This is a genomic window from Prauserella sp. PE36 (assembly GCF_003311655.1).
Classification (GTDB): domain Bacteria; phylum Actinomycetota; class Actinomycetes; order Mycobacteriales; family Pseudonocardiaceae; genus Prauserella_A; species Prauserella_A endophytica.
This window is the reverse complement of the sequence record NZ_QEQT01000100.1, coordinates 196,997-215,620: the sequence shown is the minus strand read 5'-3', so window position 1 is coordinate 215,620 and position 18,624 is coordinate 196,997. Positions and strand designations below refer to the sequence as shown.

The following is an 18,624-nucleotide window of genomic DNA, read 5'->3' as shown; positions in this document are numbered from 1 at the left end:
ACGGCTGTGCCGCCCAAGACCAGCACCAACAGGATCCTCACGACGGCTCTCCCTTCAGCGCGGCCAGCTTCTGCCTGGTGGTGGACTCGGCGAGGTTGCGCCACGACGTGAGCGACACGTCGGGGCGGTACAGCTTCTCGGGCGGCGCGTCGGTGACGTCGACCATCCACGCGTCCTGACCGGAGAACTGCCCGTGGAAGAGCCACCGGATCGCACCCAGGTACTTCGCGTAGAAGCGGGCGGTCGCCACGCCCTTCAGGAAGTTGACCATCACGCCCACGTACCGGTGGTTGTCGGCGTCCACGGGCACGTAGAACTCGTAGTGGATGAACTTCGGGTACACGATCCGCAGCACACCCGGCATGGACAGCGACGCGAACCCGGGGAAGCCCTGCTTCTCGATCACCGGGTCCACCTTCTTCGGCGTGCCGGTGTTGCCGACGTTGAACGTGCCCTTCGGCGGGCGCAGCTTCCACCACCGCTTGCCGGTCCAGTGCCCGACGCCGGGGAAGTCGGCCTCCCAGTGCACCTCGTCCTGCACGCGGTAGATCCAGCGGCCCTCCGGGACCACGCGCGTGATGTTCCAGACCGGCATGGGCTTGAACAGCCGCCACAGCGACGTGCGGTGCAGGTACTTCGCGTGACCCTCGTCGAAGCCGTTCTCGCAGGCGAAGCGCCAGTTGCCCGCGCGAGGGTCGATGCGCCCGCCCATGACGAACGCGTTGTCGACCAGCTCCTCGGGCAGCTGCTCGTCGATCGGCGGCGCGGCCTCGCCCGCCAGCGGCACGTACACCCACACCATGCCGAGCCGCTCCGCCACGGCGTAGGTAGGCACCCCGACCTTGCCGCGGATGGGCGAGTCGGGGCCGTCGGTGATGACCGCGCAGAGCTTGCCGTTGGTGAGGTCGAACGTCCAGCCGTGGTACGGGCAGCTCACGGTGCCGGGGAACTGCTGGTTGCCCAGCGAGAGCGGCACGCCGCGGTGCGGGCAGCGGTCGTGCAGCGCGTACGCGGTGCCGTTGTCGCGGATCAGGGTGATCTTCTCACCGCAGATCGTGAACGCCTTCGGCTTGCCGGTGACGTGGCTCGACCACGTCACGGGGTACCAGTAGCCCCGGAAGCCCTCGGCCGCGGCGTCGTAGTTCGGCCATGACGACCAGTCCTGGCGGCCCGGCAGCTTCGGCCGCGTGCGGGTGGCGCCCTCCTCCAGACGTCGTGCCATCGCGTCGTCCTCCAGAACTCTCCACGCCGGTGTCCGGGCATGATGGGCTCGCCGGTGCCGCCGTGACTACGCCTTCGGTTCGCTGAGCAGACCGCGGCCGTTGGAGCTGGGGCGAGTGCGACGGCACGATCGGCCACCATGACGTCCACGGAGCCGTTCCAGAGTCGTTGCGCCGAGGCCGACGGGGTGAAGTACCACTACCTGGAGGCCGGAGAGGGCAGCAGGCCCGCGGTGTTCCTGCACGGCGGCGGTCCCGGCTGCACGGGCTGGTCCGACTTCGGCCCGGTGGCGCCGCTGTTCGCCGAGGACCGCAAGTGCTACCTCGTGGACATCCTGCAGTACGGCCGTTCCGAGAAGTGCGTGATCACCGGGCCGATGTGGGACTTCCACGCGGCCAAGACCGTGGCGCTGCTGGACACGCTCGGGATCGAACGCGCCGACCTCGTCTGCAACTCGTGGGGCGGCACCATCGCGCTGAACCTGGCGGCGAAGTACCCGTCGCGGGTCCGTTCGCTCGTGGTCACCGGGAGCATGCCGGTGTTCCACGGCCCGCTCGCGCCGCTGCCCGAGGGCGGACGGCGCGGCCGCAACGCGCGCGACGCCTACTACGGCGGCACGGGCCCGTCGTGGGAGAAGATGCGGGAGCTGATGGCGCGGCTGGAGTGGTACGACGCCGAGGCCATCCCTTCGTCGACCGTGACGATGCGCTACGAGCAGAGCCTCGACCCGGAGGAGATGGCGCTCGCCGCGGCGTCGGACAACCCGCGTGGCGAATGGCAGGACCTCTCGGCCGAGCTGGGCCGCATCGAGGCGCCGGTGCTGTTCGCGTGGGGCATGCACGACGCGTTCCTCACGCCCGACTACCCGCTCATGCTGGCACGCATGGTGCCGCGCGGGCAGCTCTACGTCATGGACCACGCGGGCCATCACCTCCAGGAGGAGCGGCCGCACGAGTACTACTCGGTGGTGACGGGCTTCCTCGACGCGCAGTACTAGGCACCCGCAGTACCAGGCACCCCTTCTGCAGTGAAGGCCACCTTCACTGCGTGGAATCAAACGCAGCGGCGCGGAGCGCCTCCGGTTGGGTGGTGGTGGGAGACGGGCGGGCGCAGGCAAGGTGGCCTTCACTGCGGTTGGAGGGCACCTTGTGGTTCGCTGGCGTCCGGAGCTTCCTACTGGACCCGAGGAGACCCGGATGGCCGCATCGGTGGACCCCGATCGCACGGAGTGGGACGTCATCGTTCTCGGCGGCGCGGCCGCCGGGGAGAACGCCGCCCAGTACGCGACGCAGTTCTCCGGCCTGAGCGCCGTGCTGGTGGAGGCCGCCCTGCTCGGCGGCGAGTGCTCATACTGGGCGTGCATGCCGAGCAAGGGTCTGCTGCGGCCCGTCGAACTGCGTGACGCGGCCCTGCATCTGCCCGGCACCGCAAAGCTCGCCGAGGCACCTCTCGACATCAGCGAGGTGCTGGCCAGGCGCGACGCGATCGTGCACGACCTCGACGACACCTCCCAGATCGACTGGGCCCTCGGCGCCGGGATCGACGTCGTGCGCGGCTACGGGCGGCTCACCGGCGAACGGACGATCACCGTCACCGGCGAGGACGGAACCACCAAGAACCTCACCGCCCGGCACGCCGTGGTGATCGACACCGGTTCCTCCGCGGCGATCCCGGACACCCCCGGCCTGCGGGACGCGCTGCCGTGGACGTCCCGCGATGTCACGAACCTGCACGAGGTGCCCCGTCGCGTCGTGATCGTCGGCGGCGGGGTGGTGGCGTGCGAGGCGGCCACGTGGCTGCGCGGGCTTGGCGTCGCCGAGCTGAGCGTCGTCTACCGGGGCGAGCGGCTGCTGCCGCGACAGGAGCCGTTCGCCGGTGAGCTGGTGGCCGACAAGCTTCGGGCCGACGGGGTGCGCCTCCACCCGAACGGGCAGGTCACCTCAGTCGAGCGCCCGGACGCCCGCGACACGGGCGTCGGCCTCACGCACGGCGGCGAGGTGCGGGTGACCCTCGACGACGGCACCGTGCTCGTCGCCGACGAGATCGTGGTGGCTGCGGGCCGCGCCCCGAACACCAGCGACATCGGCCTCGACGCCGTGGGTCTGAGCGCGGGCGGCTACCTGGCCGTGGACGACCGGCAGCAGGTGACCGGAGTCGACGGGCAGTGGCTCTACGCGATCGGCGACGTCTGCGGCAAGGCGTTGCTCACCCACATGGGCAAATATCAGGCGCGCATCGCAGGCGAGGTGATCGCCGCCCGCGCGGACGGCAAGGAGCCCGACGACGACCTGAGCACCGCGACGGGCCACGCCGCGACACCACAGGTCACCTTCACCAACCCGGAGGTTGGCTCGGCCGGGCTCACCGAACGGCAGGCCCACGAAGCCGGCGTCGACGTGGAGACGGTGGAGTACGACATGGCCGCTCTCGCGGGCACATACGTGCAGCGCGAGGACTATGCGGGCCGCGCCAAGCTGGTACTCGACCGCGCCACGGACACGATCGTCGGAGCCACGTTCGTGGGGCCGGGCATCGCGGAGCTGGTGCACTCGGCGACGGTCGCGATCGTCGGCAAGGTGCCCCTGTCGGCGCTCTGGCATGCCGTGCCCAGCTACCCGACCGTGAGCGAGACCTGGCTGCGCCTGCACGAAACGCTCAACGCCGCTCGGCGTTCGCCCGGAGCGTGATGCTGGTACAACCGTCCGAATGAGACGAAGACCCCTCCGTTCGCTCCTCTGTGCATCGCTCGTGGCGCTGCTGCTCGGCGGTGCCACGCCAGGGTTTGCCGCCGACGGGCTGATAACCCACCACGACCTCACCGCCAGCGCGTTCGCCAACTGGACCCACCGGCACCAGGACGAGGGCTATCGCCTGGTGCGCGTCGAGAGCCGCGAGACGCCGCGGGGCACGCGCTACACCGCCACCTGGCAGGTGCGGGGCGAGCGCAGGGACTGGCCGCTGCGCGAGCAGGTCGACGCGCGCATCTCCCACGAGCTCGCCACCACCGGCGTGCCCGGCATCGCCGTCGCCGTGATCGAGGACGGCCGGCTGCGGTACCTGCGCGGGTTCGGACACGCGGACGTGAACGACGACGTGTGGATGGACGGCACGATCGTCGGCCCGTACAACTCCGTGAGCAAGGCGATCGCGGGTGCGCTGACCTTCGACGTCGCCGAGGCGAGCCGGGGCGCGCTCGGCCTGACCGACAGGACGCGCGAACACCTGCCCGGGCTGCCCGCCCACCACACGCACACCGTCGGCCAACTGCTGAACCTGCGCGGCTGCGTGGGCCACTACGCGCACATCCCCGCGGCCACGTTCGACGAGCCGCCGTACGAGACGGCCGGCGCGGCCGTCGCCGAGTTCGCCGAAAGCCCGCTGGTGTGCGAGCCCGGTGAGCGCTGGCACTACAGCACACACAGCTACGCCGTGCTCGGCGCCGTGCTGGAGGCCCACCTCGGCGAACCGGTCGGGGCCATTGTGGACAGGTGGGTCACGCGCGGGTACCGGCTGCCGAGCGTCCGGCCCATCGACCTCTCCGACACCTCTGTCCGTCGGATGACCCTGTACACGGGCGACAACCGGGAGCTGCGGCCCGCCGACTCGACGTACAAGGTGCTCGGCGGCGGACTGGAGGGATCGGTGCTCGACATGGCCCGGTTCGGACAGCGCATCGTGGACGGTGACGTCGTCGGCGCGGCGGCACTCGATCGGATGCTCTCCCCGCCGGATCGGCTGAGCACCTACGCCTACGGCTGGACCACCGGAACCGAGGGAGGCCACCGGTTCGCCGACAAGGACGGCGCGTGGCCCGGAAGCCGCACCTACCTGCGGATCTATCCGGACGACGACGTCGTGGTGGCGGTTCTGTCCAATCGCGAGAGCGGCGGGCACAGCCCCGTGCGGCTCGGCCGGGACATCGGCGCCCTGGTGCTCGGCCAGTTGGACTGAAACCCCGCGGGTGCTCAACATGTAGCGATGGGCGTCCTCGAAGGCAAGGCGGTGGTGATCACCGGCGCCGGGCGCGGGCTGGGCCGGGCCTACGCGATGCACGCGGCAGGCCACAGGCGCGGCCGTTGTGGTGAACGATGTGGACGGTGAGCTGGCCGAGAAGGTCGCGGCCACCATCGTCGCATCGGGCGGGCTGGCACTGTCCAACGGCGACTCGGTCGCCCACTACGCCGGGGCGCGCGCGATCGTCGAGGCATGCGTGGAACGGTTCGGCGCACTCGACGGCCTGGTGAACAACGCGGGCCTGAACTACCAGGTGCCACCGTGGGCCGACGACCCTGACCGGGTGCGGGCGCTGGTCGAGGTGAACGTGCTCGGCCCGCTGTACTGCGGCATGGCCGCGATCCCGGTGATGCGGCGGCAGGGTCACGGCGTGATCGTCAACATCGTGTCGGGCTCGATGCTTGGCAAGAGCAACGGGGCGGCCTACTCGGCGTCGAAGGGCGCCACGGCCGCGGCCACCTACTCATGGGCGACCGACCTCTCCGCCGAGGGCATCCGGGTCAACGCGGTGAGCCCGCTGGCGTGGACGCGGATGGTGGAGGCCGACGCCGTGGAGCGCGAACGGCTCAGCCGCGACCACACCCCGGAGCGGGTCGCGCCGCTCGTGACGTACCTGCTGAGCGACCTGTCCGCTGGCATCACGGGCCAGGTCGTGCGCTCCACGGGCGACGCGCTGCACCTCGTGCGCCAGCCCGCAGTGAAGGAACCGGTGCTGCGCCGCGAGACGTGGGAGGTGGAGGACATCGCGAGGGCGTTCCAGACCGAGCTCGCGGACGTGCTCGAACCGCCGCCCGCGCAGCGCTGGCGGCTGCCCCGCTGAGGGGCTGATGCTCAGGCCGGCGTGTGGCCGCTCTCCTCGTCGTCGGAGGGCACGATGTCCCTGGCGGCCTGCCGCTCGATCAGCTTCTCGTCGTCCCTCGCGGCGGCCTTGGCCTCGTCGATCAGCCGCTGCGACTCCGCGAGCTTGCTCTCGTCCGGTCCCCTCTTCTCCTCCGGCACGTCGCGCTCCCTTCCGAACCGGCGTCTGCCGTTCCGGGGCTTACCAGCGCGCGGCGTGGGCAAACCTTCAGCGCACGAGGCGGCTGGTGAAGCCGGCGTCCACCAGCCGGGCGCACGCGCGCGACACGGTCGGGGGCACGTCCTGGGCGATGGCGAAGCCGCGCCGGGCGTACTCGGTGATGCGCTGGGTGTCGCCGACCAGCATGTCGATCACGCGGTCGGCGTCGCCGATGCTCTCGATGTACTCGTCGAGTGACAGCGGCCGGGACGCGCACCGCACCTCCACTCCGGGCCAGCGCTTCCTCGCCGTCGCGTACGCGCGGCGCTGCTGGTAGGGCTTGCACACGAGCAGCACGGAGGAGACCTCGATGCCCTCGTCGGCGAGCAGGCGCCTGCTGAGGTCGATGTTGTCGCCGGTGTTGCGGGCGGCGGGCTCCACGAGGATCACGTCGTCGGGCACGCCGAGCTCGAGCGCGTGCTCGCGGTAGTGCACGGCCTCGCCGCGCGGGAACCGGTCGATCGTGGTCGGCGCGTTGGCCCCGGTGAACACCAGCAGCGGGAACATGCCCTGGTGGAACAGCCGCGCGGTGTGGGTGGCGACGCCGAGGTCGTGGCTGCCCAGCCCGATGCCCACGTCCGAGGGGCGCAGCTCGTGGCCCAGGTCGTGATAGTCCCACAACGTCCGCACATCGGCCCGGAGCGAGTCCGGGAGCATCGGCGTCGACATCGGGGTCCTCTTGGTCGGTGGCCGGGGTCCGGCCCAGTGTGGCAGGGCCGGACGGTCGCCGAACGCTCAGGCGGCATCGCCAGGAAGGTTGCCAGGAGCACGGCAAGAGATTGCGGCCGAGAGTACCCCCGTCGACGATTCGCCCAATTCGCCATCAATACGCGTTCGGCGCAGCGCACGACAGAAAGTCGTTCCCGGGTAACCAACGCGAAACCCCTGGTCACTCGGGGTGGTGACGCGGGGCGAGCAACCGCGCGGTTCGCTGCTCCGTTGGTGTTCACGGGCACCCGAGACCACAGCGGTTCGCAACATCGAGCCTCTAAGCTGTTGCAGCCCGCGTTCGGAAGCTACGCGATTTTGGGGAGAACATGGCATCGGTCCCGGTTTTCGGACATCGCGAGCCATTGACGCGTAGGGATCTGGAGTCGATCGCGGATGAAGGACACCGCTACGAGTTGGTGGACGGGGTGCTCTTGATGAGCCCATCGCCTCGCCCTCTCCATCAGCGCGTCGTGGCTCGCGTGCTCGCCGCAGTGAGCGTGAACTGCCCCCGGGACTGCGAGGCGCTGCCGGCACCGGTGGACGTGGTGCTGGCCGACGACACGGTGCTCATTCCGGACGTCGTGGTGGGTCGCCGCCGCGACTACACCGAACGCGCGCTGGTGGGGGTTCCGGTGCTGGCGGTCGAGGTGATCTCGCCGTCGAGCAGGCTGATCGACACCGAACTCAAGCGCGCCCGCCTCGCGGGTGCCGGCTGCCCGAACTACTGGCTCGTCGACCCGTACGTGCCGAGCGTGCTGTGCCTCGCCCTGCGCGACGGCGCCTACGTCACGCTGGAGAAGGCCGAGCGCGACCAGGCCGTCGCCGTGACCGAACCCTTTCCCGTCACCCTCAGCCCGGCCGACCTCGTCTCCGAGTACTAGCTCCGCAGGGCCTCGAACGCCGACCGCGCCGCGGCTCCGATCGCGAGGTCGATGTCGTGGGCGATGCTGGCCCGGCGCGCGGAGCGGGTGAGCGCGGCGATCGCCACGCGGTCGCCCGATTCGGCGGTCACCACGCCGATCTCGTGACGAAGGTGCAGGAAGGTGCCGGTCTTGCCGCTCACTCGCACCGTGTCGGCCCGCAGGTCGCTGGAGAGCCGCTGGTTGAAGACCTGCAACGCCATCAACCTGCGCAGCTCGGCAGTGGCGTCGGGGCGGGAGACCTCGTCGAGCCAGCAGCGTTGCAGCAGCTCGACGAGTGCCGTCGCGCTGCCGACATTGGCGTGGGCGGGATCGAGCGTCTCGATCGAGTGCTGCCCGGCGGCGTCGTCGCGGATCGCCAGTTCGAGTGCGAGACCGAAGTCGTCGCCCGCGACGCCCGCGGCGCACTCGTACATGCGGTGCATGCGGTGCCGGATGCGGATCCCTGTGCAGCCCCAGTCGCGCAGCCGCCGGTCGACGTGCTCCACGCCGACGAGATCGAACAGCGCGTCGGCGCTGGCGTTGTCGCTGACGGTGAGCGTCAGGTGCAGCAGGTCCCCGACGGCCAGCGTCGCGGGGTAGCGGAACGCGGCGACGCCGCTCGGGCCGAGGCTCTTGGTAGCCGGGTCGATGGTGATGGCCAGCGCCGGGTCGAGGTCTCCCTCCGCGATCCGATCCAGCACCACCAGTGCCAGCGGAACCTTGGCAACGGAGGCGAGCGGCACGGGGGTGTCCACGTCGAAGCCGAGGTGCTCACCGGTGTCGAGGTTGCGGGCGAGCAGGTGACCGGTCGCGCCGACCTCCCGCCAGTGCTCGGCGATCGACTCGGCGACGGGGAGCAGGTCGGCGGTGCTGGCGACGAAGGCGGGCCTGCGGGAGCTCATCCGCGGGCCGCCAGCCGCGCGCGGGCGTCCGGAATCTCGACGTCTCGGTCCACGGCCTTCCCCGCGGGCTCGGCCCCGGCTCCCACCGCGGCGACGAGCAACGGTTCGAGCCACGCGGGCACGTCGCGGTTTCCCGTGCTGGCGAGCTCGTATCCGCGATGGAGAGTCGCGTCCGCCAGTGGCGACCACGCCAGCCCGTGGCGCCGCGCGAACGGTTCGGCACACAGCAGCATGGCGTGTCCCGCAAGGGTTTCCGCCACGGCGGTGGCGGTGGAGGCGGCCCGGCGGACGCGTCCTTCCGCGAGCCCGGCACGGGCGGCGGCCTTGTCGAACCGCTCCGCAGCGAACCCCAGCCCGTCCTCGGCGGTGAGAAGGATCGGCGGTGCCTGCTCGGCGACCGCGCCGCGCCGGGGCCGCAGGCTCTCCAGGTGCACCGCACGCCTCGACGTGGGAGCGGCGGTGGCCAGCCCGAGCGGAACACGGTGGGAGGCGGACTCCGGCGGCACCCGCAGCAACGCGAAGGCCAGGGAACCGGCGGCAATCCCGTCCGCCCGCTCCTCGGCGGACAGCTCCCGCACACTGATCGTCACCCCACGCCCGGCCCCGGCCCTGATGACGCGGGCGAGTCCGGCCGGATCGCAGTCCGGCGGCACGCCCACCGGCTGCGACGCCGAGGCCAGCGCGGCGCTGGCCACCTGGCGCAGGTGCTCGACACGGCTGAGCACGTCCTTCGCGTGCGGAAGGAGCTGGATTCCGAGGTCGGTGCTGGTGATCTGGCGCCGGGACCGGTCGAACAGCTCGCCGCCGAGGTGCTGCTCCAGCGTCTTGATCCGCCTGCTGAGCACGGGTTGTGCGACGTAGAGCAGGTCCGCGGCCCTGGAGAAGCTGCGCTCCTCCGTCACGGCGACGTACGCCTCGAGGTGCGCGAGCAGGTCCACCAGCAACGAATATCAAAAAGCTATAGCTCGTTCAAATCTAACTCTTGGACATACGAGCTCTTCCGCTGCTTGGCTCGAAGCAGATCCTGGCGAACGGAGTGCCGATGACCCCTGCCATCCGAACCCACCGCGCGGTGCTCGGCGCGTACCTGGCGCTGGCGCTCGCGGCAGCCGTGGTCCTTACGGGCGGGCCCGCCTTCGCGAAGGAGCGCGTTCCGGGGCGGGCATCGGTGATCCTCGACGAGGTCGTGGGACCGGAGACCGGGCCGGTGTGCGCACTCGACGAGCGGTACGTGAACGAGGAACCACGCGGCCTGCGCCCTGACGTTCTCGCCGCGTGGCATCGGCTGCGCACCGAGGCGGGGAAGCACGGCGTGCGGCTGTGCCTGAACGACGGCAAGCGCAGTGCGGGCCAGCAGCGGCGGGAGTTCACCGACGCGGTGCAGCGGTTCGGCACCGAGGAACTGGCGGCCCGGTACGTCCTGCCGCCGGAGAAGTCCATGCACGTCAAGGGAATCGCGGTGGACGTGCAGCCGCACGCCTCCGCGGGCTGGGTGGAGCGCAACGGGCACGCCCTGGGCTGGTGCCGCCGCTACGAGAACGAGTACTGGCACTTCGAGTACAGCCCGGACCACCGGACGTCGGGCTGCCCCGCGATGCTGCCCAGCGCGACGGGACTGTGAAGTCTGGACAAACCGGACCGACCCGGTCGGAAGTCGCGCGACGCCTGGTCGCGCGAGCTAAGTTGTCGGGCATGACTTACGGGGGTCCCGGACAGGGCTATCCACAGCAGCAGCCCGGCTGGCAGCCGCAAGGCCCGCAGCAGAGTCCGCAGCCGCAGCACGGCTGGCAGCCGCAGGGTCAGCCACCGCAGCAGCTGTACCCGCAGCAGCTGCCACCACAGCTGCCCCAGCAGGAGCCGCCGCTGACGCTGCCGGGCTGGGGCGCCGTTCCGGCCGTGCTGGGCATTGTGCTGGCCGCACTCGGCATGTTCGCGCTGAACTGGATCGACGAGGCGAGCTTCGCGGAGGTCACCAAGTCGATCGACCAGGCCGCCAGCAGCGCGACCAACCTCGACGGCAACGGCAAGCTGGTGGACATCTACTTCCCCATAGGCGCCATCATCGCCCTGATGCTGGCCGCCGTTCCTCCGGCGATGTGGTCGCTCGGCGTGCTTCGTTCCCGGGAGAGCATCCGGAAACGCGGCGGCATCATGAAGAAGAGCCTCAGCGAGGGCAACACCACGCCCACCCGGATCATGATCACCGTCATCGCGGGCCTCTGCCTGCTCTACCACGTGATCAGCCTGCTGATGCTGACCGACAGCGGCGAGCACCTCGACCAGCTCGGCCCCGGCCCATGGCTCCTCGTGGCTGGCGCCGCAATGTCGACGCTGGGCGCCGCGATCGGCCCGCGCGTCGCGCGCCGCCCCGGCTACCAGCCGCACTGATCCGGTCCACCGGTGAGCGACGTCGCGCTCTGCTGCCCGTACGTCAACCTGCCCGATGACGCGTGGGGCAAGGCCGCTGCGACCCACTGGCCCGCTACGGCTCGGCGATCACGCCGACGAGCTGTTCTACGGCCCTCTCGACCGGCCGTTCACCGGATGACACGGCGACGGCGACAGTGATATCCACTGTGGACGATCAGGGGCAGCTGCGTTCGAATGTGAGCCGGCCAGTGCACAGGTAGAACGGCGAGGGCGGTGGCAGTGGCTTGCGGTCTCGTAGCCGGGTCAGAACCAAGCGCCACCAGGAGGTTTTCGCGTACGTGCCCGTGGCGAAGATGTGCATGAGGTCTTCGTCGTCGACGATGGCGGGACCGCACAGTCCTGCGGCGTACCACGGCTGCGCGGCGTTGTCCGTGTTGAGCAGGCGGGCCATGGGGCGCCATGAGTCGCGGCCCGCTGGCGGCGTAGGTGTTTCGGTGATCCAGAGTCCCTGGGAGGGGAAGGGGTGGGTGCCGTGCAGGTTGGTGCCGCGGGCGAGGATCATCCGCCATCCGCTGCCGGTGGGGGCGACGCAGTTGTCGAAGAAACCCTCCTCGGTGGAGGCGAAGGCCTCTGGTGCTGCCCAGGAAACGCCGTCGGTGCTTTCGGTGTAGCGCAGCTGGTAGTCGGGTTGCTCGCCACGGCCGACCTCTCCGGGTGAGGAGAGGAACCACATTCGCCATCGGCCGTCGGTGTGGAGGACGAAGGGTTCGAACACGCTCGGCCGCTGCTCGTCTCCCTCGACCACGGGTTCCTCGTGACGCCGCCAGGTCCCGTCTTGTCCGCGTTCGAGGAAGCCGATCGCGTAGCGGCTCCGCCGTCCGCTCGAAGCCCGCGTGCGCTGCCCCGCGTAATAGACGCGCTCGACTTGCTCGCCGTCGACCGTGCCGACGACTCGGCTGGGGGTGTGCATTCCACCGCGGTCCCAGGCGCCGCGCCCGCTCGGTGCTCCCAGTAATGCGGCGCGACCCCGTCGGTCGGTGACGAACTCCCAGCGGTCGTCGTCGATGTTCGCGCCGACGGGGAGGCGCGCGTGCACGATGCTGACCTTGAAACGTGTGGTGACGGCGCCGAGGAGCATGTTCCAGCGCCCGTCGGCGTAGAACACGTCGGGATCGCTGACGCCGAGCACGCCGTGCCCGATCCGTTTCTCACCCAGCATGTCCAGCAGTGGCCGCTGCTCACGCAACCGCCAGCCCGGCCCCAGGGCCTCCTGATCGTGATCAGTCCGCATGCGTCTCCTCCCGTCGATCGGATGTGACCGGATTTCCGGATTCCGGACTGGACCGGTCGCCGCCCAGCCTTCACGCCGTCTCTGCTTCGGTCGGCAGAGATTCAGGTTCTGTTCCCGGAACGTCGCGCACGCCGACGGCGATGAGCAGGAGCACGCCGAGGCAGATGACACCGGCGATGCCCAGTCCGGCTTGAAGGCTCAGCCCCATGGACTCGGTCACTGACGCGAGGAACGGCTCGCGCGTTGCTCCGTCCAGCTGTGCGATCACGTCGACCGCGGCACCGGGACTGTCGACCGCTGCTTCGGCCTCAGCGTTGCCGAGCATTGTGGGCGTGGTGAGCGTGTTCCGGTAGGCCAGTGCTCCGACAGTGCCGACCAGGGCGATACCGGTAGCGGAGCCGAGGGTGCTGCCAAGATCGCGCAGGGCGCCCATGCTCCCGGACCGTTGCAGCGGCGCGCTGGCGACGAGAAGCTCGCTGAGCAGGGTGATGACCGGTGCTCCGGCCCCGACGAGCACCAACCCGACGATGAGGACCACCAGGGCGGTCGTCTTCCCTGCGGCGAGCAAAGACAGTGCCGCTGTGATCAGCCCGACGATGGCGATGGCCAGCGAGAGGATCATCGCAGCGCGCGAGCCGAGACGGCGCTTGAGCCGCGGGGTGACCAACGTGACGGGAACGGTGACCGCGGCGGGAACGAACAGCACGAGGCCGGCTTGTACGGCGGTGAGTTCAAGACCAATCTGCAGGAACGGGGCGATGAGCACGTCTGGGCCCGCGAAAGCGACCAGGACCAGAAACACCGCGGGGAGAGCGATGCGCACCTCCCGGGAGCCGAGCAGCGAGAGGTCCAGCAGCGGATGCGCCAGAATGCGCTGGCGGCGGATGAAGGCGTATCCGGCGGCAACACCGGTCAGGGCGATCACCACGTGGTGGGCTTCAACGGTTCCACCGGAGGCTTGCTGGACCCCGTAGATCAGTCCCATCACCGCGATCACGGACAGGGCGATGCTCAGCGGGTCGAGGCGAACCCGCCGGTCGTCGCGGAACTCGGGCAGCGTCCAAGGTGCGAGCGCCAGCAGGATGACGGCAGCGGGGACACAGGCGAGGAAAACGGCTCCCCACCAGAAACGGTCGACCAGGAAACCACCCAGAGGCGGGCCGAACGCCATCCCCGCGGTGAAGGCAGCCATGAGGATGGAGAAGGCTCGGGTGAACTGGCCGGCGTCGGGAAACATCGAACGCAGGAGAGCGATCGCCGACGGCGTGATGGCCGCGGTGGAGAGCCCGATCAGCGCACTAGCGCCGATCAACGTCTCGACGTTCGGGGCGTAGGCAGCGATGAGGGATGCCGCGCCGTAGCCGGCCATCCCGTACACGAGCAGCCGCTTGCGCCCCAGTCGGTCGCCGAGTCTTCCCATAGTGATGACCAGGCTCGCGGCGAGGAACTCACCGACGTGCACGATCCACAGCGCCTGGGTGACGCCGGGCCGCAGGTCGGCTCCGATAGCGGGTTGGGCGATGAACAACATGGTCAGGTCCGTGGAGACCGTGAACAGCGCGAGGGTCATCGCTGCGAGCCCGCACCAAGCTCTCCACGAAGCCATGCCAGTGGGGTGGTCCGAAGAAGGCATAGCATTTCAGAATCAGGTGATCGAAGTGCCGATGTCAATTCTATTGTGGAGCTGATCACGCTGGTCCTCGCCGGTCGGTGACCGCCTCTCTGCCGTGAACGGCGACGGCGGCTCGTTCGTCCGGTGTGTCGATGCGCGGCGGCGCGCACGCGCAGGATCGGTTGTCGACTGGCACATCCGTCGCGATATGTTGAAGGGCTTGTCTGCAAGACGGTGATTGAGGTGGTTAGTGGTGACGGCTGGGAACTCGGCCCCGGTTGACGATTCCCGTGGCAAGCCTGATGTCGGCGGTGCGATGGTCCGTGTGCTCGACTACGACCCGGGATGGCCGCAGGCGTTCGAACGCGAAGCCGAGCGCATCCGCTCCGCCCTGGGGCGTCATGCGCTGAGTGTCGAGCACGTCGGGTCCACCGCCGTGCCTGGATTGGCTGCCAAACCAGTGATCGACATACTCCTCGTCGTTGCGAACTCCGCCGCAGAATCCGACTACCGGGCCGCTGTGGAATCGGCAGGTTTCGTTCTCAGGGCACGCGAACCGGAATGGTTCGAACACCGCTTCTTCGACAAGACGCCCGCAGGCTCCAACGTCGGCATAAACCTGCACGTCTTCAGCGCCGGATGCCCCGAGATTCAGCGAATGCTCGCATTCCGCGACCACCTCCGCGCCCATGCCGAGGACAGGGAACTGTACGCACGGGTCAAACGTGAACTCGCGCAACGACCCTGGCGAGACATCGAGGAATACGCTCAAGCCAAGAACACGGTCGTCGACACGATCCACTCCCGGATCGACACCGGCGCCTGACCGCGGTGAGCGAGAGGACCTCGGCGAGGCTGCCGCTACCGTACCGGAACGGCGGCCGCGTGACCCCGTGGTCGTCGTAGCGGGTCGCCTCGCCGAACTGTCCGTAATAGACGGTGCCCGTCAGCGGCGACCCCCACTCACGGCCGCGCGAGTCTGGTCGAGTGCGCCCTCGGGCCGCTCACCGCACTCATGACCGCACACTCACGCGGCCGACGCCCGTCGTCGGCTCCACGCCCGCGACGCCGCTGCCGTCAACGCAGCCGTGCGCTGAACCGGTACCGGCCCGGGCCCGCGGCGAAGACCGCGTAGCCTTCCCGGAACGCCGTGAACCGCACGGACCGCGACGTCTGCGCGGACCGGCCGTCGAGCCGGACGCTGCTCGGCCGGACCGTCGGGACGTGGATCACCGCGTCCGTGTTGGCCGGGATGGTGACGTCGAGGTCGACGTCCCGGCCATCGGGCCCGGAGATCCGCCAGGCGCTGCTGATCCGCCCACGTGGGCCGTCGTAGTAGCCCTCGACGCTCGTCAGCGGATGCTCCGGAGTGCCTACCAGCTTCGGCTTGACGACCACGCGCTCGTAGGCCAGCGAATCGGGCTCCTGCTGGATCCCCGCGAGCCCCATGCTGAACCATTCGTCGATCTGGAGCAGGATCATGTGGTTCAGCGACGAGTTGTTCTCCGGCGCGTACCAGTGCTCGGGCACCGTGGTCATGCCGTGCGGGTTGAAGACCGTGGGGAGCAGGAAGGATCCGTAGCCCGGCCGCGTGTCCTCGTGCAGGACCTCCCAGATGACGTCGTCCCGGCCGGCGTTGCTCAGCGCCCGGAAGGTGGGGCCGAGCGAGATCGTGCCGCCGCTGAGGTGCGGTCCCCCGCCGTTCGGGTGATAGTCACGGATCCGCCGGACCAGGTCGTCCAGGACGTGCCGTTCGCTGCCCGCCGGGACCAGGCCGGCCTCCAGGGCGAGGGCGTTCGCCGCCTGCGTGCCGACCGTGCCGGCGTCACCGTCGTTGGTGTATGTGCGGAGGCGGCGGTTGAAGAAGCGGTTGTTGAACGCGGTCCCGATCTCCCGCGCGAGCGCCCGGTACCGTTCGGCATCGGAGCGCTTGCCGAGGGCAGCCGCCAGCTGCGACATCCGTTCGGTCATCACGTAGTAGCCATACGTTCCGACCAGCAGTCCCGGGGTGCTGTCGTCGTGCGCGACCCAGTCCTTGAGCGGCCCGTCGACCAGATGCTCGTCGGCGCCGGAGCCGGCCTGCACGGTCCGCACGAAGTCGTGATAGTCGGTCATGGCCGGGTAGTAGGCGGCCATGGTTTCGGTGTCCCCGTGGTGCCGCCACAGCCACCACGGCGTGATGACCAGCGCGCTGCCCCAGTTGATGTCGTCGCGGTACATCGCCCACTGGCCGTCGAAGATCGGGAACTCCGGCGCGTGCGCGGGAACGAGTCCGGCGCTGGGTCCGTCGACGAGCTGGGCCTCCTTCATCACCCGCTGCATGTGAGCCAGGTAGGCGGTCATCTCGAAGTTGCGGTCGATGGCGTGGATCGAATGGAGCATGTCGGCGAGCCAGCCGAGCTTCTCCCGGTTGGGACAGTCCGTGAAGATCGACAGCATGTTGCTGGAGATCGAGAAGCGGCTCATCCGGTGAAGCCGGTTGACGCGGTCGCTGGAGGTGGACACGTCGCCGGAGATCGGCATCGACGCACGGATCTGGTGCATGGTCACGGAGCGCGCGTCCGCCCGGTAACCGGCGGGCAGGCCGGTGACCTGGACGTACTGGAAGCCGTGGTAGACGAACTCCGTCCGCCACGTCTCGCCGTCGCGGTTGCCCGCGGTGGTGTAGGTGTCGAAGATGTCGTCGTCCGAACCCATGCTCCCCGCGTCGACGGTGCCGTCGGCACGCAGCGACTCCGCCGGCTGCATCCTGATCACGGTGCCGGCCGGGAGCGTCCCGTCGATGTGCAGCTCGGGCAGCGCGGCGGCGTTCTGCCCGAAGTCGAACACCCAGGTGCCGGGGACCGGCTCGGTGACCGAGACGGGCGAGACGGTGTCGACGATCTCGATCGGCTGCCCTCGGCGCCAGGTGATCTCGGTGGCGAGGCTCGGCGGCGGGGCGATCCCGGGCCGAACCCAGCCGGCCGGCGTGCCGTCGCGCCGGGTCGCCGCAGGGGACAGGTCCGCCCCCGGGCGATCCCAGCCCGGCTGCTCGCGCTGGGCGTCGTAGTCGCTGCCGGCGTACCAGTTGTCGGTGACCGTCGGGCCGAGCGTCGTCCACCAGTCCTGGTCGGTCACGATCGTCTCGGTTCGGCCGTCCTGGTAACCGATCTCCAGCCTCGCGATCAGGCGCGGGCTGATCGCCGTGGTCGTCTCGTTGGCCGTGCCGGACCGCGTGACCACCGCGTCGGCCGCGTGCGCGTTGGCCAGCGGTTCGGAGAAGCTGATCACCCCGTCGGCTCCGATGGCCGTGATGAGCCGGCTTTCGAGGTCGGTGCCGTTGTTCCCCGTGTCGATGTTCACGGTGCCGCCGACGCCGAAACCACTCGCGTCGGCGACCGTGACGCTCGTGTCGCCGGGCGCGGCCGGTACCGCCAACTTCGTGGGGGCGGGAACCTCGCTGGTGAACTTGCGGTACACGCCCGTCCGGCCGACGGCGGCGTTCTTGACGGAACGGACGTTGGAGATGCCGTTGCCGAGCCGGACGCCGAGCGTGTTCGTCCCACGCTCGAGAAGCGCCGTGACGTCGTAGGCGCCGACCTCCACGGACTGCTGCGGGTTGGAGTTGCCCGGCACGAGCACCGCGTCGGTCACCGGGCGGCCGTTCACGGTGGCGACGTAGATCCCGAGGCCGACGATGTAGAGGCGCGCGCGCTCGACGTTCCCGCCGATCGTGAACGTTCGGGCGAAGATCGGCAGTGGGTCGGCGTCGGTCCGGGTGGGATGCTGGATCCACCGTGCCGGTGACCAGTCCTTCCGGTCGAGCAGGCCGGCCTCCCAGAACGACGGAGCGCTCCAGTCCGAAACCCTGCCGTCGGCGTCGCGGACCCGCACCTGCCACACGGCCCGCTGACGCGAGCGCAGGGCCTTCCCGGTGTACGCGACTCCCGTCGAGGTACTGGACCTGACCCAGCCGGTGTCCCACAGATCCGGTGAAGACAGCCGGTGCGGCGAGCTGGCGACGCGGATCTGATAGGCACTCTGCCGCCCGCGTTCCAGCCGCCAGGCAAGGAGCGGTGAACGGTCGTCCACGCCCAGCGGCCGGTCGAACCTGCCCGCCATCGACAGGCCGTCGATCGTGGTCGAACCTCCCGGTGACGCCAGCGCCTCGGCACCGAGACCGACCCGCGACCCCACGACCGCCAGGCCGGTGACCCCGATGGCCGTCGACTTGAGGAACCGGCGACGGGGCATGCCCGTCGGTTCGGACCGCATCTCAACCATGAAGCAAGCTCCTCACCTCGAGCGCACGACCACCGCGGGCGATCATTGAATCGTTTCATCCCGCCGGGGTGACAATAGGTGTTCCAATGCCGTCAGCCAATGCCTGTGCCGAGACTTGGCCGATTGCGGAAAGACACTGGATCTCCGAACCGGCCCGCACTAAGCTGCCGCCTTCGCCGCGCCAGCCACATCGCGTTGCCCGACGCCTACGAGGGAAATCTGTCGACGAAGCTGGTACCGGACACCCCGCGCCGACCACGGCGGCAGCGTCGCGCCGCGGG

The 18,624-nt window shown here is 69.8% G+C and carries 16 protein-coding genes; 8 read left to right on the top strand and 8 right to left on the bottom strand.

Annotated features, from left to right (window positions below):
* Nucleotides 1-37: 37 nt before the first annotated feature.
* On the bottom strand, nt 38-1,222 hold the full coding sequence (locus DI005_RS32055; RefSeq protein ID WP_112265263.1) for a Rieske 2Fe-2S domain-containing protein: 1,185 nt from the start codon (nt 1,220-1,222) through the stop codon (nt 38-40).
* 138 nt (nt 1,223-1,360) lie between these two features.
* On the opposite strand from DI005_RS32055, the gene DI005_RS32050 reads away from it, so the two are divergent.
* From DI005_RS32050 to DI005_RS32035, 4 genes are all read left to right on the top strand, one after another.
* Nucleotides 1,361-2,218, top strand: coding sequence for an alpha/beta fold hydrolase (locus tag DI005_RS32050; protein ID WP_113644576.1), 858 nt, complete (start codon nt 1,361-1,363; stop codon nt 2,216-2,218).
* A gap of 199 nt (nt 2,219-2,417) precedes the next feature.
* On the top strand, nt 2,418-3,908 hold the full coding sequence (locus DI005_RS32045; protein ID WP_199543382.1) for an NAD(P)/FAD-dependent oxidoreductase: 1,491 nt from the start codon (nt 2,418-2,420) through the stop codon (nt 3,906-3,908).
* A gap of 19 nt (nt 3,909-3,927) precedes the next feature.
* A complete protein-coding gene (locus DI005_RS32040; protein ID WP_113644575.1) occupies nt 3,928-5,172 on the top strand; it encodes a serine hydrolase in 1,245 nt (414 codons plus the stop codon).
* A gap of 130 nt (nt 5,173-5,302) precedes the next feature.
* On the top strand, nt 5,303-6,055 hold the full coding sequence (locus tag DI005_RS32035; protein ID WP_369973641.1) for an SDR family NAD(P)-dependent oxidoreductase: 753 nt from the start codon (nt 5,303-5,305) through the stop codon (nt 6,053-6,055).
* 11 nt (nt 6,056-6,066) lie between these two features.
* Here DI005_RS32035 and DI005_RS38375 read toward each other — a convergent pair whose 3' ends face one another.
* Together DI005_RS38375 and DI005_RS32030 are read right to left on the bottom strand one after the other, a co-directional pair.
* Nucleotides 6,067-6,234, bottom strand: a complete 168-nt coding sequence (locus DI005_RS38375; RefSeq protein WP_158303200.1) for a hypothetical protein — start codon at nt 6,232-6,234, stop codon at nt 6,067-6,069.
* 67 nt (nt 6,235-6,301) lie between these two features.
* Nucleotides 6,302-6,961, bottom strand: coding sequence for a YdcF family protein (locus DI005_RS32030; RefSeq protein ID WP_112265273.1), 660 nt, complete (start codon nt 6,959-6,961; stop codon nt 6,302-6,304).
* Between the two features lie 476 nt (nt 6,962-7,437).
* Here DI005_RS32030 and DI005_RS32025 point away from each other — a divergent pair, with 476 nt between their 5' ends.
* Nucleotides 7,438-7,884 carry a Uma2 family endonuclease gene (locus DI005_RS32025; RefSeq protein WP_369973640.1) on the top strand — a complete coding sequence of 149 codons (447 nt, stop codon included), beginning with the start codon at nt 7,438-7,440 and terminating at the stop codon, nt 7,882-7,884.
* Here DI005_RS32025 and DI005_RS32020 read toward each other — a convergent pair.
* On the bottom strand, nt 7,881-8,807 hold the full coding sequence (locus DI005_RS32020; RefSeq protein ID WP_113644573.1) for a serine hydrolase: 927 nt from the start codon (nt 8,805-8,807) through the stop codon (nt 7,881-7,883). The two genes, DI005_RS32025 and DI005_RS32020, sit on opposite strands and share 4 nt — an antisense overlap.
* A complete protein-coding gene (locus DI005_RS32015) occupies nt 8,804-9,745 on the bottom strand; it encodes a LysR family transcriptional regulator (RefSeq protein ID WP_112265279.1) in 942 nt (313 codons plus the stop codon). Before DI005_RS32015 ends, DI005_RS32020 begins: the two co-directional genes overlap by 4 nt.
* Before the next feature lie 104 nt (nt 9,746-9,849).
* On the opposite strand from DI005_RS32015, the gene DI005_RS32010 reads away from it, so the two are divergent.
* The gene (locus DI005_RS32010; protein WP_113644572.1) at nt 9,850-10,428 is read left to right on the top strand and encodes a D-alanyl-D-alanine carboxypeptidase family protein; all 579 of its coding nucleotides are present in this window, start codon (nt 9,850-9,852) and stop codon (nt 10,426-10,428) included.
* 71 nt (nt 10,429-10,499) lie between these two features.
* Complete coding sequence (locus DI005_RS32005) at nt 10,500-11,195, top strand: hypothetical protein (protein WP_113644571.1); 696 nt, start codon at nt 10,500-10,502, stop codon at nt 11,193-11,195.
* 196 nt (nt 11,196-11,391) lie between these two features.
* Here the strand turns inward: DI005_RS32005 and DI005_RS32000 are convergent, their stop codons facing one another.
* Together DI005_RS32000 and DI005_RS31995 are read right to left on the bottom strand one after the other, a co-directional pair.
* Nucleotides 11,392-12,468, bottom strand: a complete 1,077-nt coding sequence (locus DI005_RS32000) for a hypothetical protein (protein WP_113644570.1) — start codon at nt 12,466-12,468, stop codon at nt 11,392-11,394.
* Nucleotides 12,469-12,538: 70 nt separating this feature from the next.
* Nucleotides 12,539-14,038, bottom strand: coding sequence for an MFS transporter (locus DI005_RS31995; protein ID WP_158559932.1), 1,500 nt, complete (start codon nt 14,036-14,038; stop codon nt 12,539-12,541).
* A gap of 295 nt (nt 14,039-14,333) precedes the next feature.
* Here DI005_RS31995 and DI005_RS31990 point away from each other — a divergent pair, with 295 nt between their 5' ends.
* Nucleotides 14,334-14,906 (top strand): GrpB family protein, encoded by a 573-nt coding sequence (locus DI005_RS31990; protein WP_233520389.1) that lies wholly within the window; start codon nt 14,334-14,336, stop codon nt 14,904-14,906.
* 251 nt (nt 14,907-15,157) lie between these two features.
* Here the strand turns inward: DI005_RS31990 and DI005_RS31985 are convergent, their stop codons facing one another.
* Nucleotides 15,158-18,343 carry an alpha-L-rhamnosidase gene (locus tag DI005_RS31985; protein ID WP_113644567.1) on the bottom strand — a complete coding sequence of 1,062 codons (3,186 nt, stop codon included), beginning with the start codon at nt 18,341-18,343 and terminating at the stop codon, nt 15,158-15,160.
* Nucleotides 18,344-18,624 lie beyond the last annotated feature (281 nt).

Bases quoted from the DNA above. Each gene is read 5' to 3' on its own strand.
- DI005_RS32055 (WP_112265263.1), bottom strand. From the start codon at position 1,222: ATGGCACGACGTCTGGAGGAGGGCGCCACCCGCACGCGGCCGAAGCTG.
- DI005_RS32050 (WP_113644576.1), top strand. From the start codon at position 1,361: ATGACGTCCACGGAGCCGTTCCAGAGTCGTTGCGCCGAGGCCGACGGG.
- DI005_RS32045 (WP_199543382.1), top strand. From the start codon at position 2,418: ATGGCCGCATCGGTGGACCCCGATCGCACGGAGTGGGACGTCATCGTT.
- DI005_RS32040 (WP_113644575.1), top strand. From the start codon at position 3,928: ATGAGACGAAGACCCCTCCGTTCGCTCCTCTGTGCATCGCTCGTGGCG.
- DI005_RS32030 (WP_112265273.1), bottom strand. From the start codon at position 6,961: ATGTCGACGCCGATGCTCCCGGACTCGCTCCGGGCCGATGTGCGGACG.
- DI005_RS32025 (WP_369973640.1), top strand. From the start codon at position 7,438: ATGAGCCCATCGCCTCGCCCTCTCCATCAGCGCGTCGTGGCTCGCGTG.
- DI005_RS32020 (WP_113644573.1), bottom strand. From the start codon at position 8,807: ATGAGCTCCCGCAGGCCCGCCTTCGTCGCCAGCACCGCCGACCTGCTC.
- DI005_RS32010 (WP_113644572.1), top strand. From the start codon at position 9,850: ATGACCCCTGCCATCCGAACCCACCGCGCGGTGCTCGGCGCGTACCTG.
- DI005_RS32005 (WP_113644571.1), top strand. From the start codon at position 10,500: ATGACTTACGGGGGTCCCGGACAGGGCTATCCACAGCAGCAGCCCGGC.
- DI005_RS32000 (WP_113644570.1), bottom strand. From the start codon at position 12,468: ATGCGGACTGATCACGATCAGGAGGCCCTGGGGCCGGGCTGGCGGTTG.
- DI005_RS31995 (WP_158559932.1), bottom strand. From the start codon at position 14,038: ATGACCCTCGCGCTGTTCACGGTCTCCACGGACCTGACCATGTTGTTC.
- DI005_RS31985 (WP_113644567.1), bottom strand. From the start codon at position 18,343: ATGGTTGAGATGCGGTCCGAACCGACGGGCATGCCCCGTCGCCGGTTC.